Genomic DNA, 21,443 nt, shown 5'->3' with positions numbered 1-21,443 from the left:
GCGCTGCCGCCCCGGTGTTGTCTCAGTGATGCGTCGGTGTCAGAACAGGTCGATGGACCCGCCGGTGCTCGCCACCGGCTGCGCCTGCTGCGCCGCGGCCCGGTCCTGCTGCACCAGCGTCTCGGTGTTGGTGGGCGCCAGGCGCTTGACCATCGCCTTGCCGCTCTTGGGCAGGAAACACACCTTGCGCGGGTACACGTCCATCACGTCCTTGGACACGATGGGGATGCGTTCCAGCTTCAGGAAGTCGATGACGAAGTTGGTGTTGCGCTCGCCGACGTTGATCGTGTTCATGCCGGCGATCACCGCGCCGCCGCCGAAGATCTTCGCTTCCATGCGGCTCTTGGAGGCGCCGCGCTTCATCATCTCGTTGATCAGCAGTTCCATCGCGAACGAGCCGTAGCGGCCCGAGTCGCCCTGGCCCTCGGGCAGCATGAAGTGGTTCATGCCGCCGATCTGCGCGTGCCGGTCCCACAGGCAGGCCGCGATGCACGAGCCCAGCGTGGTCATGACCAGGATGTCGTCGTTGTCGACGAAGTACTCGCCGGGCAGGACCTTGACCGCGGCGTTCTTGAAATGCGCTTCGTAGAAGAAGAACGACGCCTCGCCGTTCTTGCGCGTCACCGACTTGAGCTGGGCCACGCGGGCCGCGCCGGCGCTGGCCAGCGCCGCGCTTTGCTGCATCGCGGAGGAGGCTGAAGGCAGGGTCATGGGGGTGGTGTCGCTGAATGAAGGTTCTTCGGATCGTCGTGCGGCGGATCGTTGGCGGCGATCAGCCGACGCGCTCGTAGATCGTCTTGCCGCGCAGGCGGAAGAGATCGCGGGAGTCGGTGAAGTTCTCGGAATGCCCGACGAACAGCAGCCCGCCCGGACGCATCACCTTGTGGATGCGCTCCAGCACCTTGCGCTGCGTCGGGGCGTCGAAATAGATCATCACGTTGCGGCAGAACACGACGTGGAAGGGATCGCCCAGCGACCACGTGGTGTGCATCAGGTTCAGCGGCCGGAAGTCGATCATCTTGGCCAGTTCCGGGCGCACGCGGATGCGGCCCTCGTTGGCGCCGGTGCCGCGCAGGAAGAACTGCTTGAGCCGCTGCGGCGACAGGCCGCGCGACTCGGCCGCATAGACGCCCTTGCGCGCGGTGTTCAGCACGTTGGTGTCGATGTCGCTGGAGACGATCTGAACGCCGCTGCCGGCGCCCAGCGATTCCTGGCAGGTCATGGCGATGGAGTAGGGCTCCTCGCCGGTCGACGCCGCGCAGCACCAGATGCGGATCGGCTTGCCGGTCAGCGTCTTGAGGTCATCGGTGAGCGACAGGAAATGGTGGTCCTCGCGGAAGAACGAGGTCAGGTTGGTGGTGAGGCAGTTCACGAACTCCTGCCACTCCTGGTCGCCCTGCGGGCCGGTGACGCCCTCCAGCCACTGGAGGTAGTCGGCGAAGCTCTTGTAGCCGGTGTCGCGCAGCCGGCGCGACAGCCGGCTGTAGACCATCGCATGCTTGCCGTCGTGCAGCGAGATGCCGGCGTGCTGGTAGATCAGCTGCCGGACGCGTTCGAAGTCGGCCTTGCTGAAGCTGAACTCATGATCGATCGCCTCCACCTGGGGCGGGGCCGCGATGGAAACCGGTTGACCTGGGCGCATGGGGCTGTTTGGTTTTATTCGAGGAGGAGATGCCGTAGCACCGGGTGATCGCCATTGTCGACAATAGCTAGTTTGAGTGTGTTTGGCCCATTTGATGTGTGAAAGAGGTGGGGGGATCCCCTCTTTTCTGCGCGCTCATTTGGGGGGGAAGCCGCTAGACTGCCCTCGAAATTGCCCGAATCGACCTTGGACGCTCCGCAAAGTCTCATAGCAGCCCACAAGCTGCGCCTGGACCTGGCCCTGCAACTGCTGCAACAGGCCGGGGCCATGCTGCCTGACGCCGAACCGTATTCGGAGCTCTGGCTGCAGGGCATCCTCGACGCCTTGTGCGACCTCTCCAGCAAGGATGCGTTGACCGGACTGGTCAACCGCCGCAGCTTCGAGATGGCGCTGGCGCGCGAGGTGGACCGCGTGGCGCGGTCCGGGGAACCGGCGCTGCTGCTGATGCTGGACATCGACCACTTCAAGGCGGTCAACGACCAGCACGGTCACGCGGCCGGCGACCTGGTGATCCGCGCGGTCGCGCAGTCGATCGCGCAGACGGTGAGGCCGATGGACACGGTGGCGCGGATCGGCGGCGAAGAGTTCGCCATCATCCTGCCCAACTGCCCGACCTCGGTCGGGGTGACGGTCGCGGAACGCATCCGGCAGCGGGTGCAGGCGCTGGCGATCAGCGCGGGCGCCGGCCATGCGCCGCTGACCTGCACGATCAGCATCGGCGGGGCGTTCGCGCCGCAGTGGGTGCGATCGTCGACGCTGATCTGGACGGAGCGCGCGGACCGTCAGCTCTACCGGGCCAAGGCCGAAGGCCGCAACCGCGCCTGCCTCGAGAGTCATGTGGACTCGCTGGTGAGCGCCGAGGAAAAGGGCATGTTGTTCGCCGTAACGCAACAGGATAGTGAATGAGCAATACAACAGCTCCTGCTGCACCGAAAGCCCGCGGAGGCGCTCGCACCTTGGCCGTCACGAGCGGCAAGGGCGGCGTGGGCAAGACCTTCGTCACCGCCAACCTGGCGGCGGCCCTGGCCGCGCGCGGCGAGCGTGTGCTGGTGCTGGATGCCGACCTCGGCCTGGCCAACCTGGACGTGGTGCTGAACCTGCACCCCAAGCTCACGCTGCACGACGTCTTCACCGACCGCTGCTCCCTGGACCAGGCCATCCTGCCCGCGCCGGGCGGCTTCCACGTGCTGCTGGCGGGCTCGGGCATGGTCGAGTACTCGCGGCTGACGCCCGACGTGCGCGACAAGCTGCTGCACATCCTGGAGGTCGTGCGTCCGCGCTTCGACTACGTGCTGCTGGACACCGGCGCCGGCATCTCGGACGTGGTGCTGTTCTCGGTGTCGATGGCGCACGACGTGCTCGTCGTCGCGACGCCGGAGCCGACCTCGCTGACGGACGCGTACGCCACCATCAAGGTGCTGGCCACGCAGCAGGAGCGCCGCCTGGTGCGCCTGGTCGTCAACCAGGCCAACCGGCCCGGCGAGGGCAAGCTGATCTGCGGCCAGTTGCAGCAGGTGCTGCAGCGCTTCGTCGGCTCGACGCCGGGCCAGGCCTTCAAGCTGGAACTGCTCGGCGAGGTGAAGAACGACCCGATGGTCCGGCAGGCGGTGCTCAAGCGGCAGCTGCTGCTGGAACACTACCCCGGCTGCGACGCGGCGCAGGGGATCCGCGGGCTCGCGACCAAGGTGCTGGAATACTCCGCCGGATACGCCTGATACGGCCCGTTCCGGGTGTCCGCTTCCACTCCCGCTCCTGTCCTCGTTCCTGCCTTGCGCTCCCCGTTCCCCGATGACTGATTCCACCGAGACCGGTGCCGACGGCACCCCCGCGGGCGCCGCGCCCGCGACTCCCTTCGAGTGGGTCGGCGGCGAGGACGCGGTCCGACGCCTCGTCGACCGCTTCTACGACCTGATGGACCTGGAGCCGCGTTTCGCGCAGCTGCGGGCGATCCATCCGACGACGCTGGACGGCTCGCGCGACAAGCTGTTCTGGTTCCTGTGCGGCTGGCTGGGCGGGCCCGACCACTTCGTTGAGCGCTTCGGCCATCCGCGCCTGCGCGCCCGCCACATGCCTTATCGCATCGGCATCGCCGAGCGCGACCAGTGGATGTCGGCGATGACGCAGGCGATGGCCGAATGCGAGCTCGACGTCGAACTGCAGCGGCGCCTGGCCGCTTCGTTCGCCAACACGGCGGACTGGATGCGCAACGTCTGAGGCGAGACGCGTCTCAGCCGCGCCTCAGCGCGCCGCGGTGATCAGGTCGAACTGCTCCCATGGACCGATGGCGGTCCGGTTCGCGATCAGCGACGCGGCGCCGGCGTTCTCGGCCGTCACGTAGCGGTTGTTCGCGAGCGACTGCAGCGTCACCGAGCCATTCGGGTTGCGGATCAGCTTGAACGTTTCCCACGGGCCGATCGCGGTCCGGTTCGCGATCAGCGCGGAGCCGCCGCCGTTCTCGGCGCAGACCAGCTTGCCGTTCGCTCGCGCGCGCAGCGCGATGTTGCCGGTGCCGGCGTCCAGCAGTTCGAATTGCTCCCAGCCGCCGATGGCGTCGCGGTTGGCGATCAGTGATGCGGCGCCGGCGTTTTCGGCGGTCACGTAGCGGTTGTTCACGCGGGCGCGCAGCGTCACCACTTGCGCCGCGGGCGGGGTCGCGCCGACCACCGGCTGAGTCGGGCGCGTCGGCGTGAGCGGCAACAGGCCCTTCAGCATGCGGCCGCCGTCGTTGGTCAGGCGCAGGTAGTAGTCCGACGAGCAGCCGGTGCCGTCCTCGTCCAGTGCCAGGATGCCGGAGCCCGACGGCACGAAGGCGGCGGTCTCGGCGGTCTTGGCGATCTGGTTGCCCTCGTTGAACTCGTCGAACATGGAGATGTAGATCCCCTGCGAGCCCAGGCGCACCATGTTGTAGAACTGGCGCCACATGAAGTCGCCGTGCGCGCGCTGACGGGCGCTCAGGTCGCCGGGCAACACGCAGGGCTGGTAGTCGATGCCGCGCGCGTTGCAGTCGGCCTGGTCGCCGAGGTTGACGTTCTGGTAGAACCAGTCCGACCCGGCGGCGTCGCCGATGCGGCCGACCATCCAGGGCGAGATCATGTTGAATGCGTGATAGACGTCGAGGTAGCCGGCGCGCGAATCGTTCTTGCCTTCGCGCCAGTAGGTCGGCACGCCGCCCATCACGTAGCAGCCCTGGCTCTTGAACCATTGGATGACGTCCAGGCAGGCGGCGGCGGACCAGGGATGGTTGTCGTCATTGAAGCCGAAGCCCCAGATCCCCACGACCGGCTTGCCGTTCTGCCGCGCATAGGCCGAGGAGGCCACCAGCGCCGACATCTTGTTCAGCCAGTCCGCCTTGATCTCGGGCTGCATGTTGCGCCAGCCGCTCACGTCGTACATGACGTAGAACTTGCGGCCGTAGGACTCGGCGGCGCTGCGCACCTTCAGGGCCATCGCGTCGCGCGTGGCGCCTTCGCCGCCGTTGGGATTGAAGCGTTGCAGCGCGGCGGTGTCGCAGCCGTTCTGCTGCATCCAGCGGAAGTGGGTGTCGACGGTGGACTGGTCGTGGGACGAGAACAGCGTCGCCGGACCGCCGTTGCCGAGCCGGGAGAAGGCGGTGGCATAGCCGGCGGCGTATTCGCGCATGTCGGGCCACGAGATGATCGCGCGGTTGGTCGGGGAGGGCGTGCGGCTCCAGTCCTGCGCCCAATGCCACCAGCCGTTGATCGGCGCGTTGTCCCCGGCGCAGGCGAACCAGCCCTGGTAGCCCACGGTGATCTTGCCGACCACGTCGCCGACCGGACTGGCGGCGACGGCGTTGGACAAGGGCAGCGTGGAGGCTGCGGCGGCGCCGGCAGCGGCGGCGGCGTTGCCGAGGAAGGTGCGACGGGACAAGGTCACGAGGGATCTCCAACTGTGACGCCGGCAAAGGTGTGAAGGCGTCAGGCAGGCGCGACTTTATGCACGCGTTCCCCGGGCGGCTGTGTCGAGGTGCGTCGATCGGTGACGGCGCGATCCCGCCGGCATGCGTCTCGTGCAATGACTCGAAATGATGTAAACGCCTTGTTCAGCGTGCATATCTGACACTGCCGCCGCTCCAGGCGGGGGAGCCGATGAACACGGCGATGCGCCTTCGTCTACCGTTGCAACCATCATGTACACGCTGCTCCACGACGATGAGGTCGGCATCGACGCCAATCCCGACCTGATGCATGTCCGGATCGACGACGGCCGACTCTGGCTGTCCGACGACGCCCGGGAAGACATCGAGGTCTGCGCCGGTTATTGCCCGGACAGCGACAGCCCCATCCAGATGCTGAACTTCCTGCGCGCGGCCTGCGTACGGCTGCAGCATGTGGACATGGACGGCGAGGAGGCGGAACACGCCTTCATGTCGTTCTGCGTGCTCAAGGGACTGGAGCATGCGATCGAGACGCACTGGCAGGGCGCTGATACGGTCGGCGAGTTCCGTCCCGAGCGCCTGCTGATGGCGTTCACGACGCCGGTCTCGCCCTACGGCAGCTTGATGCTGCATTGATGCGGGACTGAGTGGAGAACGCGCGGCGAGTGCGGGCGTCCATCGCGCCGCCGAGCGTCTGGAGCTGCACCGCGACGACGCGACCGCCTTGCACTTCGGCCACGGCGCGGAACAGCGCTTCGCCGGTCCAATTCACCGGAGGCATCTCCGGCGCCGCCATCTGCGTGCAGATCGCGCCGGGTGTCTTGATTGAGAACGGTTCTCGACTACGCCGGCATGTCCGCAGACTAGCCATGCGGGCAGGGCGATGCAATCGCGTGTTCCGGAAAACAACGCGGGGCAGGGGAGGGGGAAAGCCCGTGTGGGCGAGGGGGAGGGAGAGCGGCGACGCTCAGCTGTTGAGCAGGACCATCAGCGCGCCGCTGCCGCCATCGCTGGCGCGGGCCTGGACGAAGGCCAGGACTTCCTGCTTCTGGACGAGCCAGCGGCGCACGCGGGCCTTCAGCACGGGCTCGCGCCCGGGCGAGCCGTTGCCCTTGCCGTGGACCACGCGCACGCAGCGCAGGCCGCGTCGGGCGCTGTCGTGGATGAAAGTGCCCAGCGCCTCGCGCGCCTGATCTCGGCGCAGTCCGTGCAGGTCGATCTGGGCCTGCAGCGCCCAGTGGCCGCGTCTGAGCTTGCGCACTGATTCGGCGGAGACCTCCGGTCGGCGGAAGGACAGCGTCTCGTCGGTCTCCAGCAGCGAGTCGACGTCGAAATCGTCCGACAGCGCCTGCTTCCAGGCCATCTGCTCGTCGAGCTCGCGCTGGCGCGGCTCCGGCTCGGGGCGGCCCGCGTTGAGGATCACGCGGTTGGACACGGGCAGCGGCACGACTTGGCCCACGGTGCGCTCGAAGATGCGGGCTTCCTCGTCGCGCAGACGCGCGAGCGCGGCCTCGCGCTCACGGCGCTCCTCCTCCGCGCGTTGGCGGAGCTTCAGTTCTCGGTGCAGCGTCTGCAGGTCTTGCAGGCTGCGCAGTCGGTCGGTCACAGCAGGCCCAGGTCGGTCATCGATGCGGGCTGGCCCACGCCGACGATGAAATGGTCCAGGACCTTCACGTCGATGAGCGCCAGCGACTCGATCATCGCGCGGGTCAGTTGGACGTCCTGCGGCGACGGATCGGTACGCCCCGATGGGTGGTTGTGAACCAGGATCACCGCGGCGGCGTCCAGGGTCAGCGCGCGTTTCACCACATCTCGGGGGTACACCATGGTATGGGAAAGGGTACCGTGGAACAGCGTCTCCAGTGCGATCAGCCGATGCTGGATGTCCAGGAACATCACCGCGAAGCATTCGGCGCGCTTGTCGTCGTACTCCAGGCGGAGGTAATCGCGCACCGCTTCGGCGGACTCGAAGACCGGCCCGTCGGCGAGCGCTTCGCGAAAGGCGCGCCGGGCGATCTCTAGTATCGCCAGAAGCGTCGAGCGCTTGGCGGGGCCCAGGCCTTTGGCCCCGGCGAGCGAGGAGGCCGGTGCGCGCAGCAGGCCGCGAAAGCCGCCGCAGCTATCGAGCACGTCGCGCGACAGGGTCAGGACCGGCCGCCCTGGAAGTCCGGTGCGCAGAAGGATCGCCAGCAACTCCGCATCTGAGAGGGCGGACGCGCCCCGAGCCAGCAGCTTCTCACGCGGACGGACCTCGGGCGGCAGCTCGGCGATGACCGACGGAGCGGACGGCCGGGGCGGGGCGTTCGGGTCAGGGAGAACGGTCATGTCGGGACTCGGAGGAGGGAAGGTGGCGCTACAGCCTAAAATCACGCTTCGATTCCCAAAATCCCCCTGACTAGTGACCCTCGTTCAACCAGGATCCTTCCTGACCCTGCATTACCGGCTGAGCGGGCCGGACGGCCAGGACCTGATCAACACCTTCGCCGACAAGCTGCCGGCCACGCTGACGCTGGGCGCCGGCGAGCTGGCGCCCGCGATCGAGGCGCGCCTGGTCGGCCTGGCCGAGGGCACGCATACCCGCGTTGAACTGGCGCCGGGCGAGGCCTTCGGCGAGCGCAACCCCGAGTTGCTGCAGCGCGTGAAGCGCTCGCTGATGCGCCAGTTGGGCGATCCGGACGAGGAATACCACGTCGGCGACGTCGTGCAGTTCCCGACGCCGGACGGCCAGGGGCAGTACGCCGGCGTCGTGCGCGAGCTGGGGGAGGACTGGTTGCTGTTCGACTTCAATCACCCGTTGGCGGGACAGCCCGTCAGCTTCGAGGTGCAGCTGATCGGGGTGCTGTGATGACGGCGATGGACGTGAACATGAAGGACATCGTGCTGGCCGAGCCGCGCGGCTTCTGCGCCGGCGTGGACCGCGCGATCGAGATCGTCGAACGCGCGCTGAAGAAGTTCGGCGCGCCGATCTACGTGCGGCACGAGATCGTGCACAACACCTACGTCGTCAACGACCTGAAGGCCAAGGGCGCGATCTTCATCGAGGACCTCGCCGAGGTGCCCGCGGGCGCCACGCTGGTGTTCTCGGCCCACGGCGTCAGCCAGGCGGTGCGCAAGGAAGCGCAGGCGCGCGGCTTCCAGATCTTCGACGCGACCTGCCCGCTGGTGACCAAGGTCCACGTGGAGGTGGCCAAGCTGCACCGCGAAGGCTACGAATTCATCATGATCGGCCACAAGGGACACCCCGAGGTCGAAGGCACGATGGGGCAGCTCAGCGACGGGATCTACCTGGTCGAAGAGGTGTCGGACGTGCCGCACGTGCGGGTCAAGGATCCGAGCCGGCTGGCGGTGGTCACGCAAACCACGCTGAGCGTCGACGACGCGGCCGAGATCCTGCGTGCCGTGAAGCAGCATTTCCCCGAAGTCCGCGAGCCGAAGAAGCAGGACATCTGCTACGCCACGCAGAACCGCCAGGACGCGGTGAAGGTGATGGCGCCGCAGGTGGACGTGGTGGTGGTGGTCGGCAGCCCGACCAGCTCCAACAGCAACCGCCTGCGCGAGCTGGCCGAGCGCCTGGGCACGCCGGCCTACATGGTCGATGCCGCCGAGGACGTGCAGGCCGAATGGCTGGACGGTCGCTCGAAGGTGGGCCTCACGGCGGGGGCTTCGGCACCGGACGTGCTGGTGCAGGCCGTGATCTCGCGCCTGCGCGAGCTGGGCGCGACGACCGTGCGCACGCTGCCGGGTGTCGAGGAGCACGTGCGCTTCCCGCTGCCGATGGGGCTGGGTGACAAGTCGATGGCCGAGGTCACGACCGGCCGATCTTGATCGTCGCGCCGCCCCCTCTTCGGAGGGGCGCCGCCCAGTTCGGGATGAGCTCCTCGTCGAGCTCCTGCTGACCGACACTCCCCCATGCATCGCCGACGCCCCCTTCCGAGGGCCGCCGTCGGCGCAGAACACGAAAGACACACCATGCTGGACATCACCCTGCTGCGCAAGGATCTGGACGCCGTCATCGAGCGCCTCCAACAGCGCAAGAACCCCCAACCCTTCCTGGACGTCGAGCGCTTCAAGGCGCTGGAGACCGACCGCAAGCAGGTGCAGATCCGCACCGAGGAACTGCAGGCCAAGCGCAACCAGCTGTCCAAGCAGGTCGGCATGCTGAAGGGCAAGGGCGAAGACGCCAGCGCCGTGATGGCTGAAGTCGCCGGCATCGCCGACGAGCTGAAGGCCGGCGCCGAGAAGCTGGACGTGATCCAGGTCGAACTCAACGCGATGCTGATGAGCGTCCCCAACCTGCCCGACACCAGCGTGCCGGCCGGCGCGGACGAGACCGGCAACGTCGAGGTGCGCCGCTGGGGTCAGCCGCGCGAGTTCGACTTCGCGGTCAAGGACCACGTCGACCTCGGCGCGCCGCTGGGCCTGGACTTCGAGCTCGGCGCCAAGCTGTCGGGCTCGCGTTTCGCCTTCCTGAAGGGACCGGTCGCGCGCCTGCATCGCGCGCTCGCGCAGTTCATGCTCGACATGCAGACGCTGGAGCACGGCTACACCGAGTGCTACACGCCCTACATCGTCAACCGCGAGATCCTTGAGGGCACTGGCCAGTTGCCCAAGTTCAAGGAAGACATGTTCTGGGTCCTGCGCGGGGGCGACGACGAGCAGAACGAGCAGTACCTGATCTCGACCTCGGAGATCTCGCTGACCAACTCGGTCCGCGAGAGCGTGCTGACGGTCGACGAACTGCCGGTCAAGCTGACGGCGCACAGCCCGTGCTTCCGCTCGGAGGCCGGTTCGGCCGGTCGCGACACGCGCGGCATGATCCGCCAGCACCAGTTCGACAAGGTCGAGATGGTCCGCATCGAGCAGCCCGAGCACAGCATGGCCGCGCTCGAAGAGATGACCGCCCACGCCGAGGCCGTGCTGCAGAAGCTCGGCCTGCCGTACCGCACGGTATTGCTGTGCGCGGGCGACATGGGCTTCGGATCGGTGAAGACCTACGACCTGGAGGTCTGGCTGCCGGCGCAGAACACGTACCGCGAGATCAGCTCCTGCTCGAACATGGGCGCCTTCCAGGCCCGCCGCATGCAGGCGCGTTTCAAGACCGCCCAAGGCAAGAACGAGCTGGTGCACACGCTCAACGGGTCGGGCCTGGCGGTGGGGCGCACGCTGGTCGCAGTGCTGGAGAACTATCAGCAGGCCGACGGCAGCATCACCGTGCCGGAAGCGCTGCGTCCGTACCTGGGCGGCAAGGACGTGCTGAAGGCTTGAACGGCGCCTTTCGCACAAACACTTCGGAGTTCTTGCCAAGGCCGCAAAAACCTCGCTATACTCTTAGGCTTAGTCGCTAACAACCACAGCGATCACCGAATACCGGAGAGGTGGCAGAGTGGTTGAATGTACCTGACTCGAAATCAGGCGGACGGAAACGTCTCGGGGGTTCGAATCCCCCCCTCTCCTCCAATAAGAAAAGCGTTTTAAAACAACGCACTAGGCCAGCCAAAGAGCTGGCCTTTTTATTGCCTAAAAGTCCGGAAAGACGGTCGTTTCCGCACCGTCATTTCCGCATTTCGATCTTCAGCCTGCAGGGTCTACCAGTTCGCCGACGCGCCGGTAGACGATTTCGGTGATCTCCTCGGAGGTGTGTCCCAAGAGCTTCCGGGCCTTGTCCAGCTCAAGCTCGCTCGCCGTCTTGGCCCGCGTATCGCGGAACTGGAACTGCCGGACTCGCGCGGCTAGTCCCTCCCGGCCAGCGGCCATGGCGGCGGCGACGGCTTCCAAGCGCGCGGCGACGAAGCGCTTACGTAGCGTTCCTTTGTTCAGCGCCAAGCCGTTGTTGGTCATCAGAAGGTGTAGGCCACGCACCTTGCGCGCGCGGATCCGGTCGATGACCTGGCCGAGGTAGTTTCTGGAGCCATCCCTCGCCAGTCGGATGCGGAGCACCTTCCCGGTCTTGCCCTGTTTGACGTGCAGTTCCGTGGAAGTCACGTCGTGGACGGTGAAGCGCAGCACGTCGCCGGGGCGCTGGCCTGTCAGGTAGGCGAGTCCATCGCATCCTGCAACTCCGGTACGGCGACGGCGTACATCGCCGCCCAAACCTCGTCATCCACGTAGAAGTCGCGCGGCGTTTCCTTGTTCCTTGAAATGCCGGCGACTGGGTTGCCGAACTGGTCTTCGTGGCCATGCCGATCAAAATGCAACACTAAGTGCTCGTCCGGAGTGACGCCCACCAAGCCGTAATGCTGCCCAGCCGCCGCCGCGACGATGGGCGCATACGGCTTGACGCGCAAACTCATGTTGTGCGGATTGGCTCTAGACCGCGAAGCGGGAACACCGGTGATCATGAAGTGGTCGGTTGGAAGCAGTTCGTCATCGAATGGCATTACAACGCTCGACCGGAGAGAGAACTTGCCCACTTGGGGATATGGCGGGAGCGCAGATCCCTTCAGCATGACTGTCGCGAGATCGGCCCGGTGAAGGGCACCGTCGGAATCGTTTCGGCGCTTGATTCGGTCGCCTGTAATCGCCCGAACCCGATTCGTTTCGACGTAGAAGAACAGTCCTGATGGATCATTCAGGACGTGCGCTGCGGACACCAGAAATGTTGCGCTTCCCTCATCGAGTAGCACGGCAGTCCCAGCTTGGCTTGGCCGCTTTCCACGAGGTTGCCGATATAGAGTGACCACCACTCCCAACAGGACGTCAGCGAACTCAGTCAGCGACATGCTGTCGCCCGTCGTACTTGGACCAGTTGCCGTCATCATCTTCTGACGGGGACACCGTCGTTCCTTCGATGGCGCATTCTGCTCGCAGGGCAAGGTGGCCGAGCTGTCACGGCCACGTGCCTAGACCAGTTCGGCGAGCTGGTCGACGAATTTCATTGATTCCAAGGTTGCACCGGGCGGAGGCACCCTTACGCCCTCACCGCTCGTCGGCCAAGCCCAAAGCACCTGCGTGAAGCTGGTGCGCTTCTTCCGAAGCCAGGTGTCCTCGACGCCACCCACCAAGATCCCGCGCGGCTCGATTCGCAGAATGCGGGCATCGAACAGTTCTACGGACCATCCACATTCGCCCAATACTGGCATCAACGTGCACACCCACAGGCCACGTTCATCCCGGCCTCGATAAACGCTCTGGTTAAAGCTCAGCCTGCCTGTCAGCGGTCTCTGGGAGCGCAGCTCCGCCGGCGTCAACTTGACGCCGCGCGATCGGAGACGGAGAGCATGGACCAACATGGTGAACACTGTATATGCATACAGTATATCCAGCGGATGCACAGTGCGGCCGTCACCGCCTCGAGGTGTCGGTCAGCGACGTGACCTCGAGCACGCCGGCGCCGAGATCTACTTCGCCGCGACGAGCAGCTCGTCCGTCGCGATCGCGTCCGCCCGATCGAAGAACTCGGCCGGCGCGGGGTGGATCAGATCTCGCGCCTGGTCGACGGATCCGCTCAACCAGATCGACCAGGCTGCCGGCTCGAGGTGGACCACAGCACGCTTGTCCTGCTGATCTGGGGGAAGTTTCGGATCAGGCTTGTGCAGCCTTCCAAGCAGCGGATGCCCGTCGCAGTTGCAGGTCAGCATGGTGTACGACGGCACGATCTCGCCGGTTTCCGGGTCGGTCCAGTGGTTCCAAATGCCAGCCAGCATCCATGGCTGGCCGTCAGCTCGCTTGAGCTGCCACCACACGTTGCGCCCTGTCTCCCAGTTCGGCTCCTGATACCAGCTCGCGGGGATCAGGCAGCGGCGCCCTTCGGCCCACGCCGCGCGGAAGGTGGGGGTCGTCGCGACGGTCTCCGATCGCGCGTTGTTCGTGCTCCTCGGCCTGGCCGCGCTCGGCTTCTTCCCCGCGATCGTCTTCGGCTGGATCATGTCCTTGCGCGCCGGCGCGCCTGGTCGGATCAGGCCCCACTGGCCCACTTCGCCAACGAGCTCGCCGTCGACGTCGACGCGAAGGAAAAGCCCCGGATCGAACGGCCCGACGAAGGGCTTCGCCAGGTCGTCAGGAAGCCAGACCTTGGCGAGGTGGCGGCGGATGTAGACCTCCAGGTCGGTCTTCGGCGACATGCGGTACAGGTTGCACATCGGTCAGGCCTCCGCCGACGGCGCTACTGCGTCGGCGCCGTCCGCTTCCCCCTCGAGAGCCATCGACGCGATCGCGTCGATCGCCGCGCTCGTGGCCAGCTCCGGCAGCGCGTGCTCGCCAGCGAGTGGCACACGCGTGACCTGGTCAGGGTCCTCGCCGAAACCCATCACAAGGACCGCGACGAAGGTCCCCCGCTCGGTCTCATCGACCTCGACATCAGCCCAAAAATTCTCAGTGTCCATGAGACGACTGTAGGGGCCGCCGGCGGCTCGTGGAAGCTGCTTCTCCAAAATCGGAACGGTGTCGGGAACTCCCTAATCTTCCTAGCCAGAGTTGGCGACACACGGAAATTCCCATTTGAATCAACAGCTTAGGAACACACGTCAACCCTAACCTTTTTCTAACCTCAACCTAATCAGATTAGGAATTTTGACCTTAACTTTCGTTCGGAAATTTATTCTTTGAAATCAATCACTTACGGAAATATTAGGCTGGGGATTAGGTCTGATTAGGTCCACACCCTAATCAGAAAATCGCATACAGGACAACGACTTACCTCGCTTTTTCAGGGGCGGTTAGGAAGGTTAGGGAGTTCCCGAGCGGCTTCCCTGAAGGCCACCGAGGGACACGTGGTCCACGACGTCGCGGGGATCACTGTCGACCACAGCCCGGGCCAGCGGCGACCGCAAAACTTCGGCAGAACCCGTCGCCGCGACGACGGGCATCTGGACCGCGCCAAGCCCCACGGTGCCGGGCGCGGTGCCCATCCGGCACTGCCGTCGAAAGCGCCCCATTTAGCGCGCGGGCGGGGCGGGGTCCCGAGCGCGCGCCAGCGGGTCTGGTCAGTCGCATCGGCCCGCCTTCATGGCAGCCACCTCGGCGCGCACAGCGCCATTCATCCTCGAGGAAACCTACGTCCGCCAGGACGCCCAAGCTCCCTTGCCCCTCAGCAGCATCGGCTGCGAGTTACCTGGGGTCTCGCCAGCGGTAACTTCGTTCTGGCAGATCTACGCGACGCTCGAAGCGAAGGGGGTTCGCCTGAACCACACTCGTCAGGCGCCCGGCCTGGTCGCAGTCAACATGCGCCAGTTCACGCAGGCCGCGGCTGAGCACAAGCTGCGGACGCCGGCGCAAGCCGAGCTGAAGCAGGCATTGCGGCAAAGCTTGTCGCCAAGGTTCGTGGACACGCGCAACGTCAACAGCGCAATCCTGGGCAACGCAGTGTGGTGCTGGATCTTCGAAGCTCCGATCGACGGAGCAGAACAATGAGCGCGCCTCAAGTCGCAACGGCTAGCCGCAGCGTTGCCGGGGGCATCCGTCCCTTCTCCGAGCTGGTCGGCCTTGTCAATGCCGCCGAACTGGGGCTCGAAGGTCTGTTCGACCCGCTGGACAAGATCAGTGAAGCCCACATGCGCAGCGACCAGCTGGCGCAGTTGCATCGCCCCCTGCATCAACAACTCAGCCAAGCCACCACCGATCTAAACGACATGCGCGTCTGAAATCGAAGCGCAGGCCAATACCCCCCACTCGCCCGGCCTTGCGCCGGGCTTTTTTCTGCACAACAGGCTGAGGACACCTCCTGTCTGGTTCGTCAACCTAGATCTTTACGCGGGCATTCCTGATCACGTAAATCGCGTATCACGACTCCTTGCATTCTCCGGCCCGCTCAATCAACTAGCGGACAAACCGGACGAGTTCGTACCCATCCAGCCATTCGGCATGCGGATCCGCGCATACAGTGGCCCAATCTCGTTGTGCGCAAGCGCCTTCACCCTACCCCTCCCAAACTGCAGGACGATCTACTCATTGAACAGAGTCAATAAAAAATAGGAATTATCCACCTCTGACTTTCAGAATTCCACCTATCACCCACGAGACCCCTCCCACTTACGCTAAACGACATTTTTCTTCTAGGTGGAGTGGAGAAATGGAATACGAAGGCACGCGTGAAAACGAAAGCAGTCCCATATCCAACCAAAGCCTCAGGCGAAATCGAGATGCAGACTGCGCGTCTGGAGGTGGGCAGCGCCGCACGGCTCGCTCAGTTTTACAGGCAAGTGTTGATTGCTCTCCAAGAGTCGTCGCACAGCGCCTTTCGATCCAGAACCTAATTGGAGTACCGGCAAAGACCACCCGTGCACCTGAAGCCTACGGACCTAGTCCGATTCAGCTAATCAAGGAGAAGAATATCAATCCGAGCGAGTTCAACATAGAATCAAACGGAATTGAGCAAACTTATTCCAATATTTCACATTACCTTGACGAGCGAAGATCCGATTTTGGCGACCAGATTGAAAGATCACAAGACAGCACAGACAAAGAGTACATCAAAGACCCACAGGAAAGAAAGGATTACGTCAACCAAATGAATCGGATTGTGGCGGGTCTGCAGAATCTATACAATAAACTCAGTACCGCGTACGACAACATACCAACGGTCGAGAACGGCCTCCAGAAATTCAAGGGCTTCCTTGCCCAGGCGATTATTACCGCACGCTACTTTGAAAAAGGCAAGTATCTAGGCGGAGAAGAGAATCAAAGCGACAAAAAGCCTTTTCGTGGGGACGAGCGTCAATACGTAAGCGCGGACATCATTAGCAAAACGCCAGAAAAGAAAACCAAGAAGAATCTATACGTGCTAGAAAGTTCGGGGGAAAAGCTCATTGAAGTAAAATTCAGACCGTCAGCAAGCCATTCCAAGGAATTCGAAAAAAAGACACTCAACGAACTTAGAGGACAAGTTGAGAAGGATTATCTAGTCTCTGGCAGGGTGAAGGTATGGTGGTATGGCCCCATGCCAAAAGAAATACACAAATGGGCGACAGACATAGAAAGAAAAAAGCCGGGCATAACCTTCACAACCTTCGAAATATCGGGAAACTGGGATTCCCCCGCATCAACAGACGATTCCGACTCAAGCTCCGAGGTGGTCACGATTTCCAGCACCACAGTTAATAATGATGAACAATCAAAACAGGGACTGAGCACTACAGCCCACAAAGATGACCACGGACCAAACACGGAATCGGGTACCAAGGTTCACGAGGATGCTAAAGAAAAAAATGAGGAAAAGTGATTAAAAATTCTCGACGGCACCTCAGAGCAGTCGTTCAGAGTCCCATCCGAAAATGGATGACAATAAAAGCAAAATCTATCGATGAAAGTAACCAGATTACCCCTAGATCTAATCAACCCCCATCCCCCCGACCTGCTCAATTACGTATTTGTCAAAACGCACCAATTCCATCTCCAGCCAATCATTTAATACTGTAAAGCGTGCCTGAAGGGGCTCAATTTCGTTACGTGCAAAAACTTTCGCTGCAGGCAGAACCGCGCCAAATCCGCCCGTATTTTCAGGGACGACGCCGAGCAATTGAGGCGGTAGCCTTTCTGGCGCTTCAGCATGCGGGTCGGGGGCATCAGTCCAGCGGCCAGGGTATCCCACCGCTTGGACTTCAGGCGTAGCTCTGGAAAAAGGTCTTCCTTTGACCTCCCCGCGACGTAGCGGTCGGCCCTGGTCTTCATGATGTAGTTGACCGCAAGGACCTGCTGCTCGGTCAAGCTGCGTCCACGGAGGCAGTCGTCATACCTGTACCAGCCAGTGTTGGGGTCTTGGAATCCACATGAGGCAGTGCATGCGCCGCAGCCGCTGCATCGCCACCATCACATCGGTTTGATTCTCCAGCCGTAGCCCCCGGGACTCCATCAGCTTCCGGACATATCGAAGCCCTCGGGGAGTCCGCAGGCGCAGCGCGTCCATGAACTCGTAGACCTGGCCATACGTCTGGTGGATGACGTCCATGTCCTCGTCGAGCCAGGCCCGGGTGGCGATGGCGCCGTGGGCATCGATGGCACCGAACAGCATGCGCTCGATGACATCGTCCTCGCGGCCAAGCCAGCGGATTGTGTAGAGGTCGTTCTCGAAGAAAAAAGACTCAGGGCTCCGATCGGTCAAGATGCTCCGGCCCTGGCCACGCACCTTGCCCGTCTTGTCTTTAAACACGTCCGGGCGTTTATCCAGCACCTGAAACCCGGTCTGCCCTTCGGCGAGGAACCCTCGCTGGTACCAAACCGGGACGTAGTGATGACGGTGCCGGAATTCGTCGGCCATTGTTCTCGCTCCCTGGCGCTGATTGTCGCGTCGCGCCGTACCCCTTGAGCGCGGGGCCGCAAAACGGTCACTGGTGAGCTTCCGCAACCAGCCTATAGCGGAAGTTGGGGCCATGGATGGGGCCATGGGGCAGGCCAACAGAAGTCTTAGTCGATGGCTACACGTGCACTCTGGCGTTTCGAGGTGATGATCGAGAACCTGCCTGCGCGAGGTCATTGAAACTTCGGCCGCAGATGTGCGGCGAGTGACGCAGCTTTCGTGGCTGCGAGCTTTGCAGCGTTTTTGGTCGGGCGCGCCGATCGTCGAACCAACGTGGCTTTGCTCGCTTCAGTCTTCAAGATCGGGACCAAGAGCATCTGCCGTCTTTCCGGAAAACAGGGGCGAACGGTGGTACCCGTCCGGCCAAGTCACCTTGCTACCCCAACATCCACGTCAGGGGTGCTCGTGAAGTGACTCTATTCGCTTGTTGCGCACTGGGCGGGCGCGGGCAGCCGGACAATGAACGTTGAGCCTTTACCGAGGCCCTGGCTGGCGACCGTGACGTCGCCATCGTGCAGTCTCAAAATCTGTTTAACAAGGGCCAATCCAATTCCCAAGCCTGACTGCTGATTGCGGCCAGCTGGAGCTTGCACAAACGGCTCGAATACCGCCTCTAACATGTCCGGCTCAATGCCAGCACCTCGGTCGGTCACTGACACTTCATATACGCCGTTCTCTCGTTTGGCTTCGACGACGACTTCTGAGCCAGCTTCGCTGAATTTGATGGCGTTGGTGACGACGTTGCTGAACACCTGAATCAGGCGTCCAGCGTCGCCTTCCAACGGCATATCGTCCGCGAGGAGGCGCAGCTCAATGTTGATTGATTTGCGCCGGGCAAGTTCAAGCGAAGCTTCCTGCATGGCTTGCAAGATGTCCTTCAAGTCGACAGCGGTGCGGTTCAAGTCCAGGGCGTTGGCGCGGATGCGGTTGAGGTCCATGAGGTCCGCGACCAAACGCGACATCTGGGTGGTCTGGCGCCGCATCGCGGCGATGGTTCGGCCTACAGCCTGAGGAGGGTCGGGTAACCGCTCCAGCAATGAAAGGCCAGTTGAAAGGGTTGTGAGTGGATTGCGAAGCTCATGGGCGACGGTTGCGAGCATCTGATCCTTGAGCTCATCGTGCGCCATCAGGGCGCGCTCGTGCCGGTCTATCTCGGAAATATCTCGTGTCACGCCGAGCACCGATCTGACTCCCGTCCGGTCGTGGTCAAACTCGGGGACCAGTGTTGCGGCAAAGACGGCGCCGTCATATTCGAAGCGAAGGGATACCTGGCGGCCTTCCCGGAAAGCAGACGCCAGTGCGTCCTCCCATACGTCACAAAGCTTCGGGGGCATGCCCAGTTCGCGATTGGTTTTTCCGATGAAGTCGGAGGTTGGCCTCCCCGTCAAGCGCTCGACGGCACCGCTGACGAACAGGTGCCGGTATTCGCGGTCAAAGCGGGTGAGTACATCTGGCGAGTTCGCGGTCAGCTCCCGCAGGTCTCGTTCGCGCTCGGCGACCAGGCTGCGGGAGCGGCGAAGTAGATGCAGGACGACGCAGTCCACCAGCAACACCGAGCTGAAGAAGACCAGCGCGATCAGGTCGCCCTTCTCTAGCCCGCTAAAACTGTCCGCTGAGTGGGGAATGAAGGAGGCGTACGCGCCGGCGACGCTCAGAGCGGCGCACAGCAGTCCGGGGCCGAGCTCAAAAAAATAGGCGGCCAGCATGACGGCCGGGAAAAACGTGAGGAATGGGAAACCCTGTGCGGGGAGGGTTCCTACAAGTGCAAGGCGTGCCCCGTACGCCAAAGACCACAGCACGACACTAGCCACGTAACCCAATACGCTGAACCAAGCGGCCCGATAGTCGGAACTAATTCGCGGCGGTATTTGGACTGGTCGAGACAAGGTTTTAGCTTTTTCGTAGCATTGCCCTGACGGTCCATGTGGACGCGCCCGTGCTTCAGTTTATGGTCGTGGCGTCACCGCGCTCCATCCACAACTTAGGGATGGAACGGCAGTAGCTCAAAGATTTGGCTAGCCCGTTGCGTCGGCAGTCTCTCCAACACGCTACGGAGGTAGGTGTAGGGGTCGAGCCCGTTGAGCTTCGCGGAGTGTATGAGGCTCATCACGGCTGCCGCCCGCTTGCCAGCGCGCAAGCTGCCGGCGAACAGCCAGTTCTGCCGTCCCAGGGCGATGGGCCGGATGCGGTTCTCGACCCAGTTGTTGTCGACAGGAAGGTCTCCGTCGTCGAGGTAGCGGGTCAGCGCCGCCCACCGCTTGAGGCTGTAGTCGATGGCTCTGGCGGTGGTTGAGCCATCCGGCACGCGCTGGCGCTGCTGCCGCAACCACTGGTTCAGTGCATCGGCCAGCGGCCGTGCTGCTCGGCGGGCTTCAAGCCTGGCTTGGCTGTCAGCGTTGGCCGCTGCTCGCTCCACCTCGTAGAGCTTCCCGAAGAAACTCAGCGCCTGCTCGCCTACTTGGCTGCCGTGGTTGGCCCAGAGCTCGTGGAACTTGCGCCGCGCGTGCGCCATGCAGCCGACCTCCGTCACGCCCATCTCAAAGCAAGCCCTGTAGCCGGCGAAGTCGTCGCAGACGAGCTTGCCTTGCCAAGCTGGCTTGCTTGGCGTCCCGGGGAGTCTGAGGAAGTCGCGAGCGTGCTGGCCACCGCGGCTGTCAACGAAGTCGAAGACGACGGCCTGCAGCGGGCTGAACTGCGTGCTGCAGTAGCTCCACAGGTAGGCGCGGTGCGTCTTGCCTTGGCCGGGCTTGAGCATGGCAACGGGGGTCTCGTCGGCGTGAAGCACCGGCTGGCGCCGCAGTTCTGCGGCCAGCGCGTCCACCAGCGGCTGCAGCTGCACGCCGCACTCGCCGACCCACTGGGCCAGTGTGGAGCGCGCGATGGCGTGGCCGGCGCGCTCGAAGATGGCCTCCTGCCGGTAGAGCGGCAGGTGGTCCAGATACTTGGCGACCAGCACCTGGGCCAGCAGGCCAGTCGTTGGCAGGCCCTTGTCGATGATGTGCGGGGCGACGGGCGCCTGCACGATCCGCTCGCAGCACTTGCACACCCACTTGCCGCGGATGTGACGCTCCACCGTGAAGACGCCCGGCTGGTAGTCCAGCTTCTCGGCGACGTCCTCGCCGATGCGCTGCATGGCCTGGCCGCAGCCGCAGGTCGTGCTCTCGGGTTCATCGCGCACATCGCGGCGCGGCAGGTGCGCCGGCAGCTTCTCTCGTCGAGGCTGTTGCCGCTCACCAGCGGCGCGGCTTGGCTGCAGTGCCTCAATCTCGGCGGCAACCGCCGCCAGGTCGCTGTCCAGCGTCTCGTCCAGCAGGCTCTTCTGCTCGGCGTTGAAGCGCTCGCTCTGCGCAGCGAACTTCAGTCGCTTGAGGAGTGCGTTCTCGTGCGTGAGCTTCTGGATGACGGCCTGCTTGAATGCACCCTCTGCGCGTGCAGCCCGCAGGGCTTCGCGCAGTTGGTGGACATCGAGCGTGTCGAGGTCGTCGGCAATCACGAGTGGTGATGCTGCCCGCCGTGGGCCTCGCCGCCCATTGGCAGATGCCGCAATGGACGCGGAGCTACAGCAGCGTGATGACGCCGGCTTCGCCGACGTGCTGCCAGGGCAGGCCAAGCACCAGGGCGTCGAACTGAGTGCGGCTCAGGCTCACCGTGCCGGTCACGTCGCGGGGCCAGACGAA

The 21,443-nt window shown here is 63.8% G+C and carries 22 protein-coding genes, 1 tRNA gene and 1 pseudogene; 11 read left to right on the top strand and 13 right to left on the bottom strand.

All coding sequences use genetic code 11. The annotated features are described in order from the left end of the window. Positions 1–39 precede the first annotated feature (39 nt). Together cheD and PV762_RS25770 are read right to left on the bottom strand one after the other, a co-directional pair. Complete coding sequence (gene cheD, locus PV762_RS25775; protein WP_421037861.1) at positions 40–711, bottom strand: chemoreceptor glutamine deamidase CheD; 672 nt, start codon at positions 709–711, stop codon at positions 40–42. A 61-nt stretch (positions 712–772) separates the two neighbouring features. Beyond that, positions 773–1,642: a CheR family methyltransferase gene (locus PV762_RS25770; protein ID WP_421037860.1), complete on the bottom strand. Its 870-nt coding sequence runs from the start codon at positions 1,640–1,642 to the stop codon at positions 773–775. A 186-nt stretch (positions 1,643–1,828) separates the two neighbouring features. Here PV762_RS25770 and PV762_RS25765 point away from each other — a divergent pair, with 186 nt between their 5' ends. From PV762_RS25765 to PV762_RS25755, 3 genes are all read left to right on the top strand, one after another. Further along, entirely contained in the window at positions 1,829–2,548 is a 720-nt protein-coding gene (locus PV762_RS25765) for a GGDEF domain-containing protein (protein ID WP_421037859.1), read from the top strand. Further along, positions 2,545–3,357 (top strand): MinD/ParA family protein, encoded by an 813-nt coding sequence (locus tag PV762_RS25760; protein WP_421037858.1) that lies wholly within the window; start codon positions 2,545–2,547, stop codon positions 3,355–3,357. Before PV762_RS25765 ends, PV762_RS25760 begins: the two co-directional genes overlap by 4 nt. 73 nt (positions 3,358–3,430) lie before the next feature. Beyond that, a complete protein-coding gene (locus tag PV762_RS25755; protein WP_421037857.1) occupies positions 3,431–3,856 on the top strand; it encodes a group II truncated hemoglobin in 426 nt (141 codons plus the stop codon). A gap of 24 nt (positions 3,857–3,880) precedes the next feature. Here PV762_RS25755 and PV762_RS25750 read toward each other — a convergent pair whose 3' ends face one another. Next, complete coding sequence (locus tag PV762_RS25750; RefSeq protein WP_421037856.1) at positions 3,881–5,536, bottom strand: twin-arginine translocation signal domain-containing protein; 1,656 nt, start codon at positions 5,534–5,536, stop codon at positions 3,881–3,883. 253 nt (positions 5,537–5,789) lie between these two features. Here PV762_RS25750 and PV762_RS25745 point away from each other — a divergent pair, with 253 nt between their 5' ends. Next, a complete protein-coding gene (locus PV762_RS25745) occupies positions 5,790–6,173 on the top strand; it encodes a hypothetical protein (protein ID WP_421037855.1) in 384 nt (127 codons plus the stop codon). A 331-nt stretch (positions 6,174–6,504) separates the two neighbouring features. Here the strand turns inward: PV762_RS25745 and PV762_RS25740 are convergent, their stop codons facing one another. Next, entirely contained in the window at positions 6,505–7,143 is a 639-nt protein-coding gene (locus PV762_RS25740; protein ID WP_421037854.1) for a Smr/MutS family protein, read from the bottom strand. Then, positions 7,140–7,862, bottom strand: coding sequence for a RadC family protein (gene radC / locus PV762_RS25735; RefSeq protein ID WP_421037853.1), 723 nt, complete (start codon positions 7,860–7,862; stop codon positions 7,140–7,142). The genes PV762_RS25740 and radC overlap by 4 nt, the downstream gene beginning before the upstream one ends. Before the next feature lie 73 nt (positions 7,863–7,935). On the opposite strand from radC, the gene PV762_RS25730 reads away from it, so the two are divergent. From PV762_RS25730 to PV762_RS25715, 4 genes are all read left to right on the top strand, one after another. Further along, complete coding sequence (locus PV762_RS25730) at positions 7,936–8,382, top strand: FKBP-type peptidyl-prolyl cis-trans isomerase (RefSeq protein WP_421037852.1); 447 nt, start codon at positions 7,936–7,938, stop codon at positions 8,380–8,382. Continuing rightward, positions 8,382–9,362 (top strand): 4-hydroxy-3-methylbut-2-enyl diphosphate reductase, encoded by a 981-nt coding sequence (gene ispH / locus PV762_RS25725; RefSeq protein WP_421037851.1) that lies wholly within the window; start codon positions 8,382–8,384, stop codon positions 9,360–9,362. Before PV762_RS25730 ends, ispH begins: the two co-directional genes overlap by 1 nt. Before the next feature lie 144 nt (positions 9,363–9,506). Then, positions 9,507–10,802, top strand: coding sequence for a serine--tRNA ligase (gene serS, locus PV762_RS25720; RefSeq protein WP_421037850.1), 1,296 nt, complete (start codon positions 9,507–9,509; stop codon positions 10,800–10,802). A gap of 104 nt (positions 10,803–10,906) precedes the next feature. Continuing rightward, a tRNA-Ser gene (locus PV762_RS25715) sits at positions 10,907–10,994 on the top strand. 114 nt (positions 10,995–11,108) lie between these two features. Here PV762_RS25715 and PV762_RS25710 read toward each other — a convergent pair. The 4 genes from PV762_RS25710 to PV762_RS25695 form a co-directional block, all read right to left on the bottom strand. After that, positions 11,109–11,543, bottom strand: a complete 435-nt coding sequence (locus PV762_RS25710; protein WP_421037849.1) for a hypothetical protein — start codon at positions 11,541–11,543, stop codon at positions 11,109–11,111. Positions 11,544–11,563: 20 nt separating this feature from the next. Next, positions 11,564–12,256 (bottom strand): hypothetical protein, encoded by a 693-nt coding sequence (locus PV762_RS25705; protein ID WP_421037848.1) that lies wholly within the window; start codon positions 12,254–12,256, stop codon positions 11,564–11,566. Positions 12,257–12,874: 618 nt separating this feature from the next. After that, complete coding sequence (locus PV762_RS25700) at positions 12,875–13,615, bottom strand: SOS response-associated peptidase (protein WP_421037847.1); 741 nt, start codon at positions 13,613–13,615, stop codon at positions 12,875–12,877. Between the two features lie 3 nt (positions 13,616–13,618). Beyond that, entirely contained in the window at positions 13,619–13,858 is a 240-nt protein-coding gene (locus PV762_RS25695; RefSeq protein WP_421037846.1) for a hypothetical protein, read from the bottom strand. A 622-nt stretch (positions 13,859–14,480) separates the two neighbouring features. On the opposite strand from PV762_RS25695, the gene PV762_RS25690 reads away from it, so the two are divergent. The 3 genes from PV762_RS25690 (at position 14,481) to PV762_RS25680 (ending at position 16,692) form a co-directional block, all read left to right on the top strand. Beyond that, positions 14,481–14,885: a hypothetical protein gene (locus tag PV762_RS25690; RefSeq protein WP_421037845.1), complete on the top strand. Its 405-nt coding sequence runs from the start codon at positions 14,481–14,483 to the stop codon at positions 14,883–14,885. Beyond that, entirely contained in the window at positions 14,882–15,115 is a 234-nt protein-coding gene (locus PV762_RS25685; protein WP_421037844.1) for a hypothetical protein, read from the top strand. Before PV762_RS25690 ends, PV762_RS25685 begins: the two co-directional genes overlap by 4 nt. Before the next feature lie 428 nt (positions 15,116–15,543). Then, positions 15,544–16,692 carry a hypothetical protein gene (locus PV762_RS25680; RefSeq protein WP_421037843.1) on the top strand — a complete coding sequence of 383 codons (1,149 nt, stop codon included), beginning with the start codon at positions 15,544–15,546 and terminating at the stop codon, positions 16,690–16,692. Positions 16,693–16,800: 108 nt separating this feature from the next. Here the strand turns inward: PV762_RS25680 and PV762_RS25675 are convergent. The 4 genes and pseudogenes from PV762_RS25675 to tnpC form a co-directional block, all read right to left on the bottom strand. Continuing rightward, positions 16,801–17,013 (bottom strand): annotated as a pseudogene (locus PV762_RS25675) (capsid portal protein); the annotation flags it as partial. Between the two features lie 186 nt (positions 17,014–17,199). After that, positions 17,200–17,727: a DUF4238 domain-containing protein gene (locus PV762_RS25670; RefSeq protein ID WP_421037842.1), complete on the bottom strand. Its 528-nt coding sequence runs from the start codon at positions 17,725–17,727 to the stop codon at positions 17,200–17,202. Between the two features lie 455 nt (positions 17,728–18,182). Next, positions 18,183–19,577, bottom strand: a complete 1,395-nt coding sequence (locus PV762_RS25665) for an ATP-binding protein (RefSeq protein ID WP_421037841.1) — start codon at positions 19,575–19,577, stop codon at positions 18,183–18,185. A gap of 170 nt (positions 19,578–19,747) precedes the next feature. Beyond that, the gene (gene tnpC / locus PV762_RS25660; RefSeq protein ID WP_421037983.1) at positions 19,748–21,220 is read right to left on the bottom strand and encodes an IS66 family transposase; all 1,473 of its coding nucleotides are present in this window, start codon (positions 21,218–21,220) and stop codon (positions 19,748–19,750) included. Positions 21,221–21,443: the final 223 nt, after the last annotated feature.

Source organism: Mitsuaria sp. CC2 (genome assembly GCF_048957715.1).
Lineage (GTDB): Bacteria > Pseudomonadota > Gammaproteobacteria > Burkholderiales > Burkholderiaceae_C > Roseateles.
This window is presented reverse-complemented; position numbering and strand designations above follow the sequence as displayed.

What these genes read in the sequence shown, in the direction of transcription:
- cheD (WP_421037861.1), bottom strand. Translation starts at nt 711, where the DNA reads ATGACCCTGCCTTCAGCCTCCTCCGCGATGCAGCAAAGCGCGGCGCTG.
- PV762_RS25770 (WP_421037860.1), bottom strand. Translation starts at nt 1,642, where the DNA reads ATGCGCCCAGGTCAACCGGTTTCCATCGCGGCCCCGCCCCAGGTGGAG.
- PV762_RS25760 (WP_421037858.1), top strand. Translation starts at nt 2,545, where the DNA reads ATGAGCAATACAACAGCTCCTGCTGCACCGAAAGCCCGCGGAGGCGCT.
- PV762_RS25755 (WP_421037857.1), top strand. Translation starts at nt 3,431, where the DNA reads ATGACTGATTCCACCGAGACCGGTGCCGACGGCACCCCCGCGGGCGCC.
- PV762_RS25745 (WP_421037855.1), top strand. Translation starts at nt 5,790, where the DNA reads ATGTACACGCTGCTCCACGACGATGAGGTCGGCATCGACGCCAATCCC.
- radC (WP_421037853.1), bottom strand. Translation starts at nt 7,862, where the DNA reads ATGACCGTTCTCCCTGACCCGAACGCCCCGCCCCGGCCGTCCGCTCCG.
- ispH (WP_421037851.1), top strand. Translation starts at nt 8,382, where the DNA reads ATGACGGCGATGGACGTGAACATGAAGGACATCGTGCTGGCCGAGCCG.
- serS (WP_421037850.1), top strand. Translation starts at nt 9,507, where the DNA reads ATGCTGGACATCACCCTGCTGCGCAAGGATCTGGACGCCGTCATCGAG.
- PV762_RS25705 (WP_421037848.1), bottom strand. Translation starts at nt 12,256, where the DNA reads ATGTCGCTGACTGAGTTCGCTGACGTCCTGTTGGGAGTGGTGGTCACT.
- PV762_RS25700 (WP_421037847.1), bottom strand. Translation starts at nt 13,615, where the DNA reads ATGTGCAACCTGTACCGCATGTCGCCGAAGACCGACCTGGAGGTCTAC.
- PV762_RS25695 (WP_421037846.1), bottom strand. Translation starts at nt 13,858, where the DNA reads ATGGACACTGAGAATTTTTGGGCTGATGTCGAGGTCGATGAGACCGAG.
- PV762_RS25690 (WP_421037845.1), top strand. Translation starts at nt 14,481, where the DNA reads ATGGCAGCCACCTCGGCGCGCACAGCGCCATTCATCCTCGAGGAAACC.
- PV762_RS25685 (WP_421037844.1), top strand. Translation starts at nt 14,882, where the DNA reads ATGAGCGCGCCTCAAGTCGCAACGGCTAGCCGCAGCGTTGCCGGGGGC.
- PV762_RS25680 (WP_421037843.1), top strand. Translation starts at nt 15,544, where the DNA reads ATGGAATACGAAGGCACGCGTGAAAACGAAAGCAGTCCCATATCCAAC.
- PV762_RS25670 (WP_421037842.1), bottom strand. Translation starts at nt 17,727, where the DNA reads ATGGCCGACGAATTCCGGCACCGTCATCACTACGTCCCGGTTTGGTAC.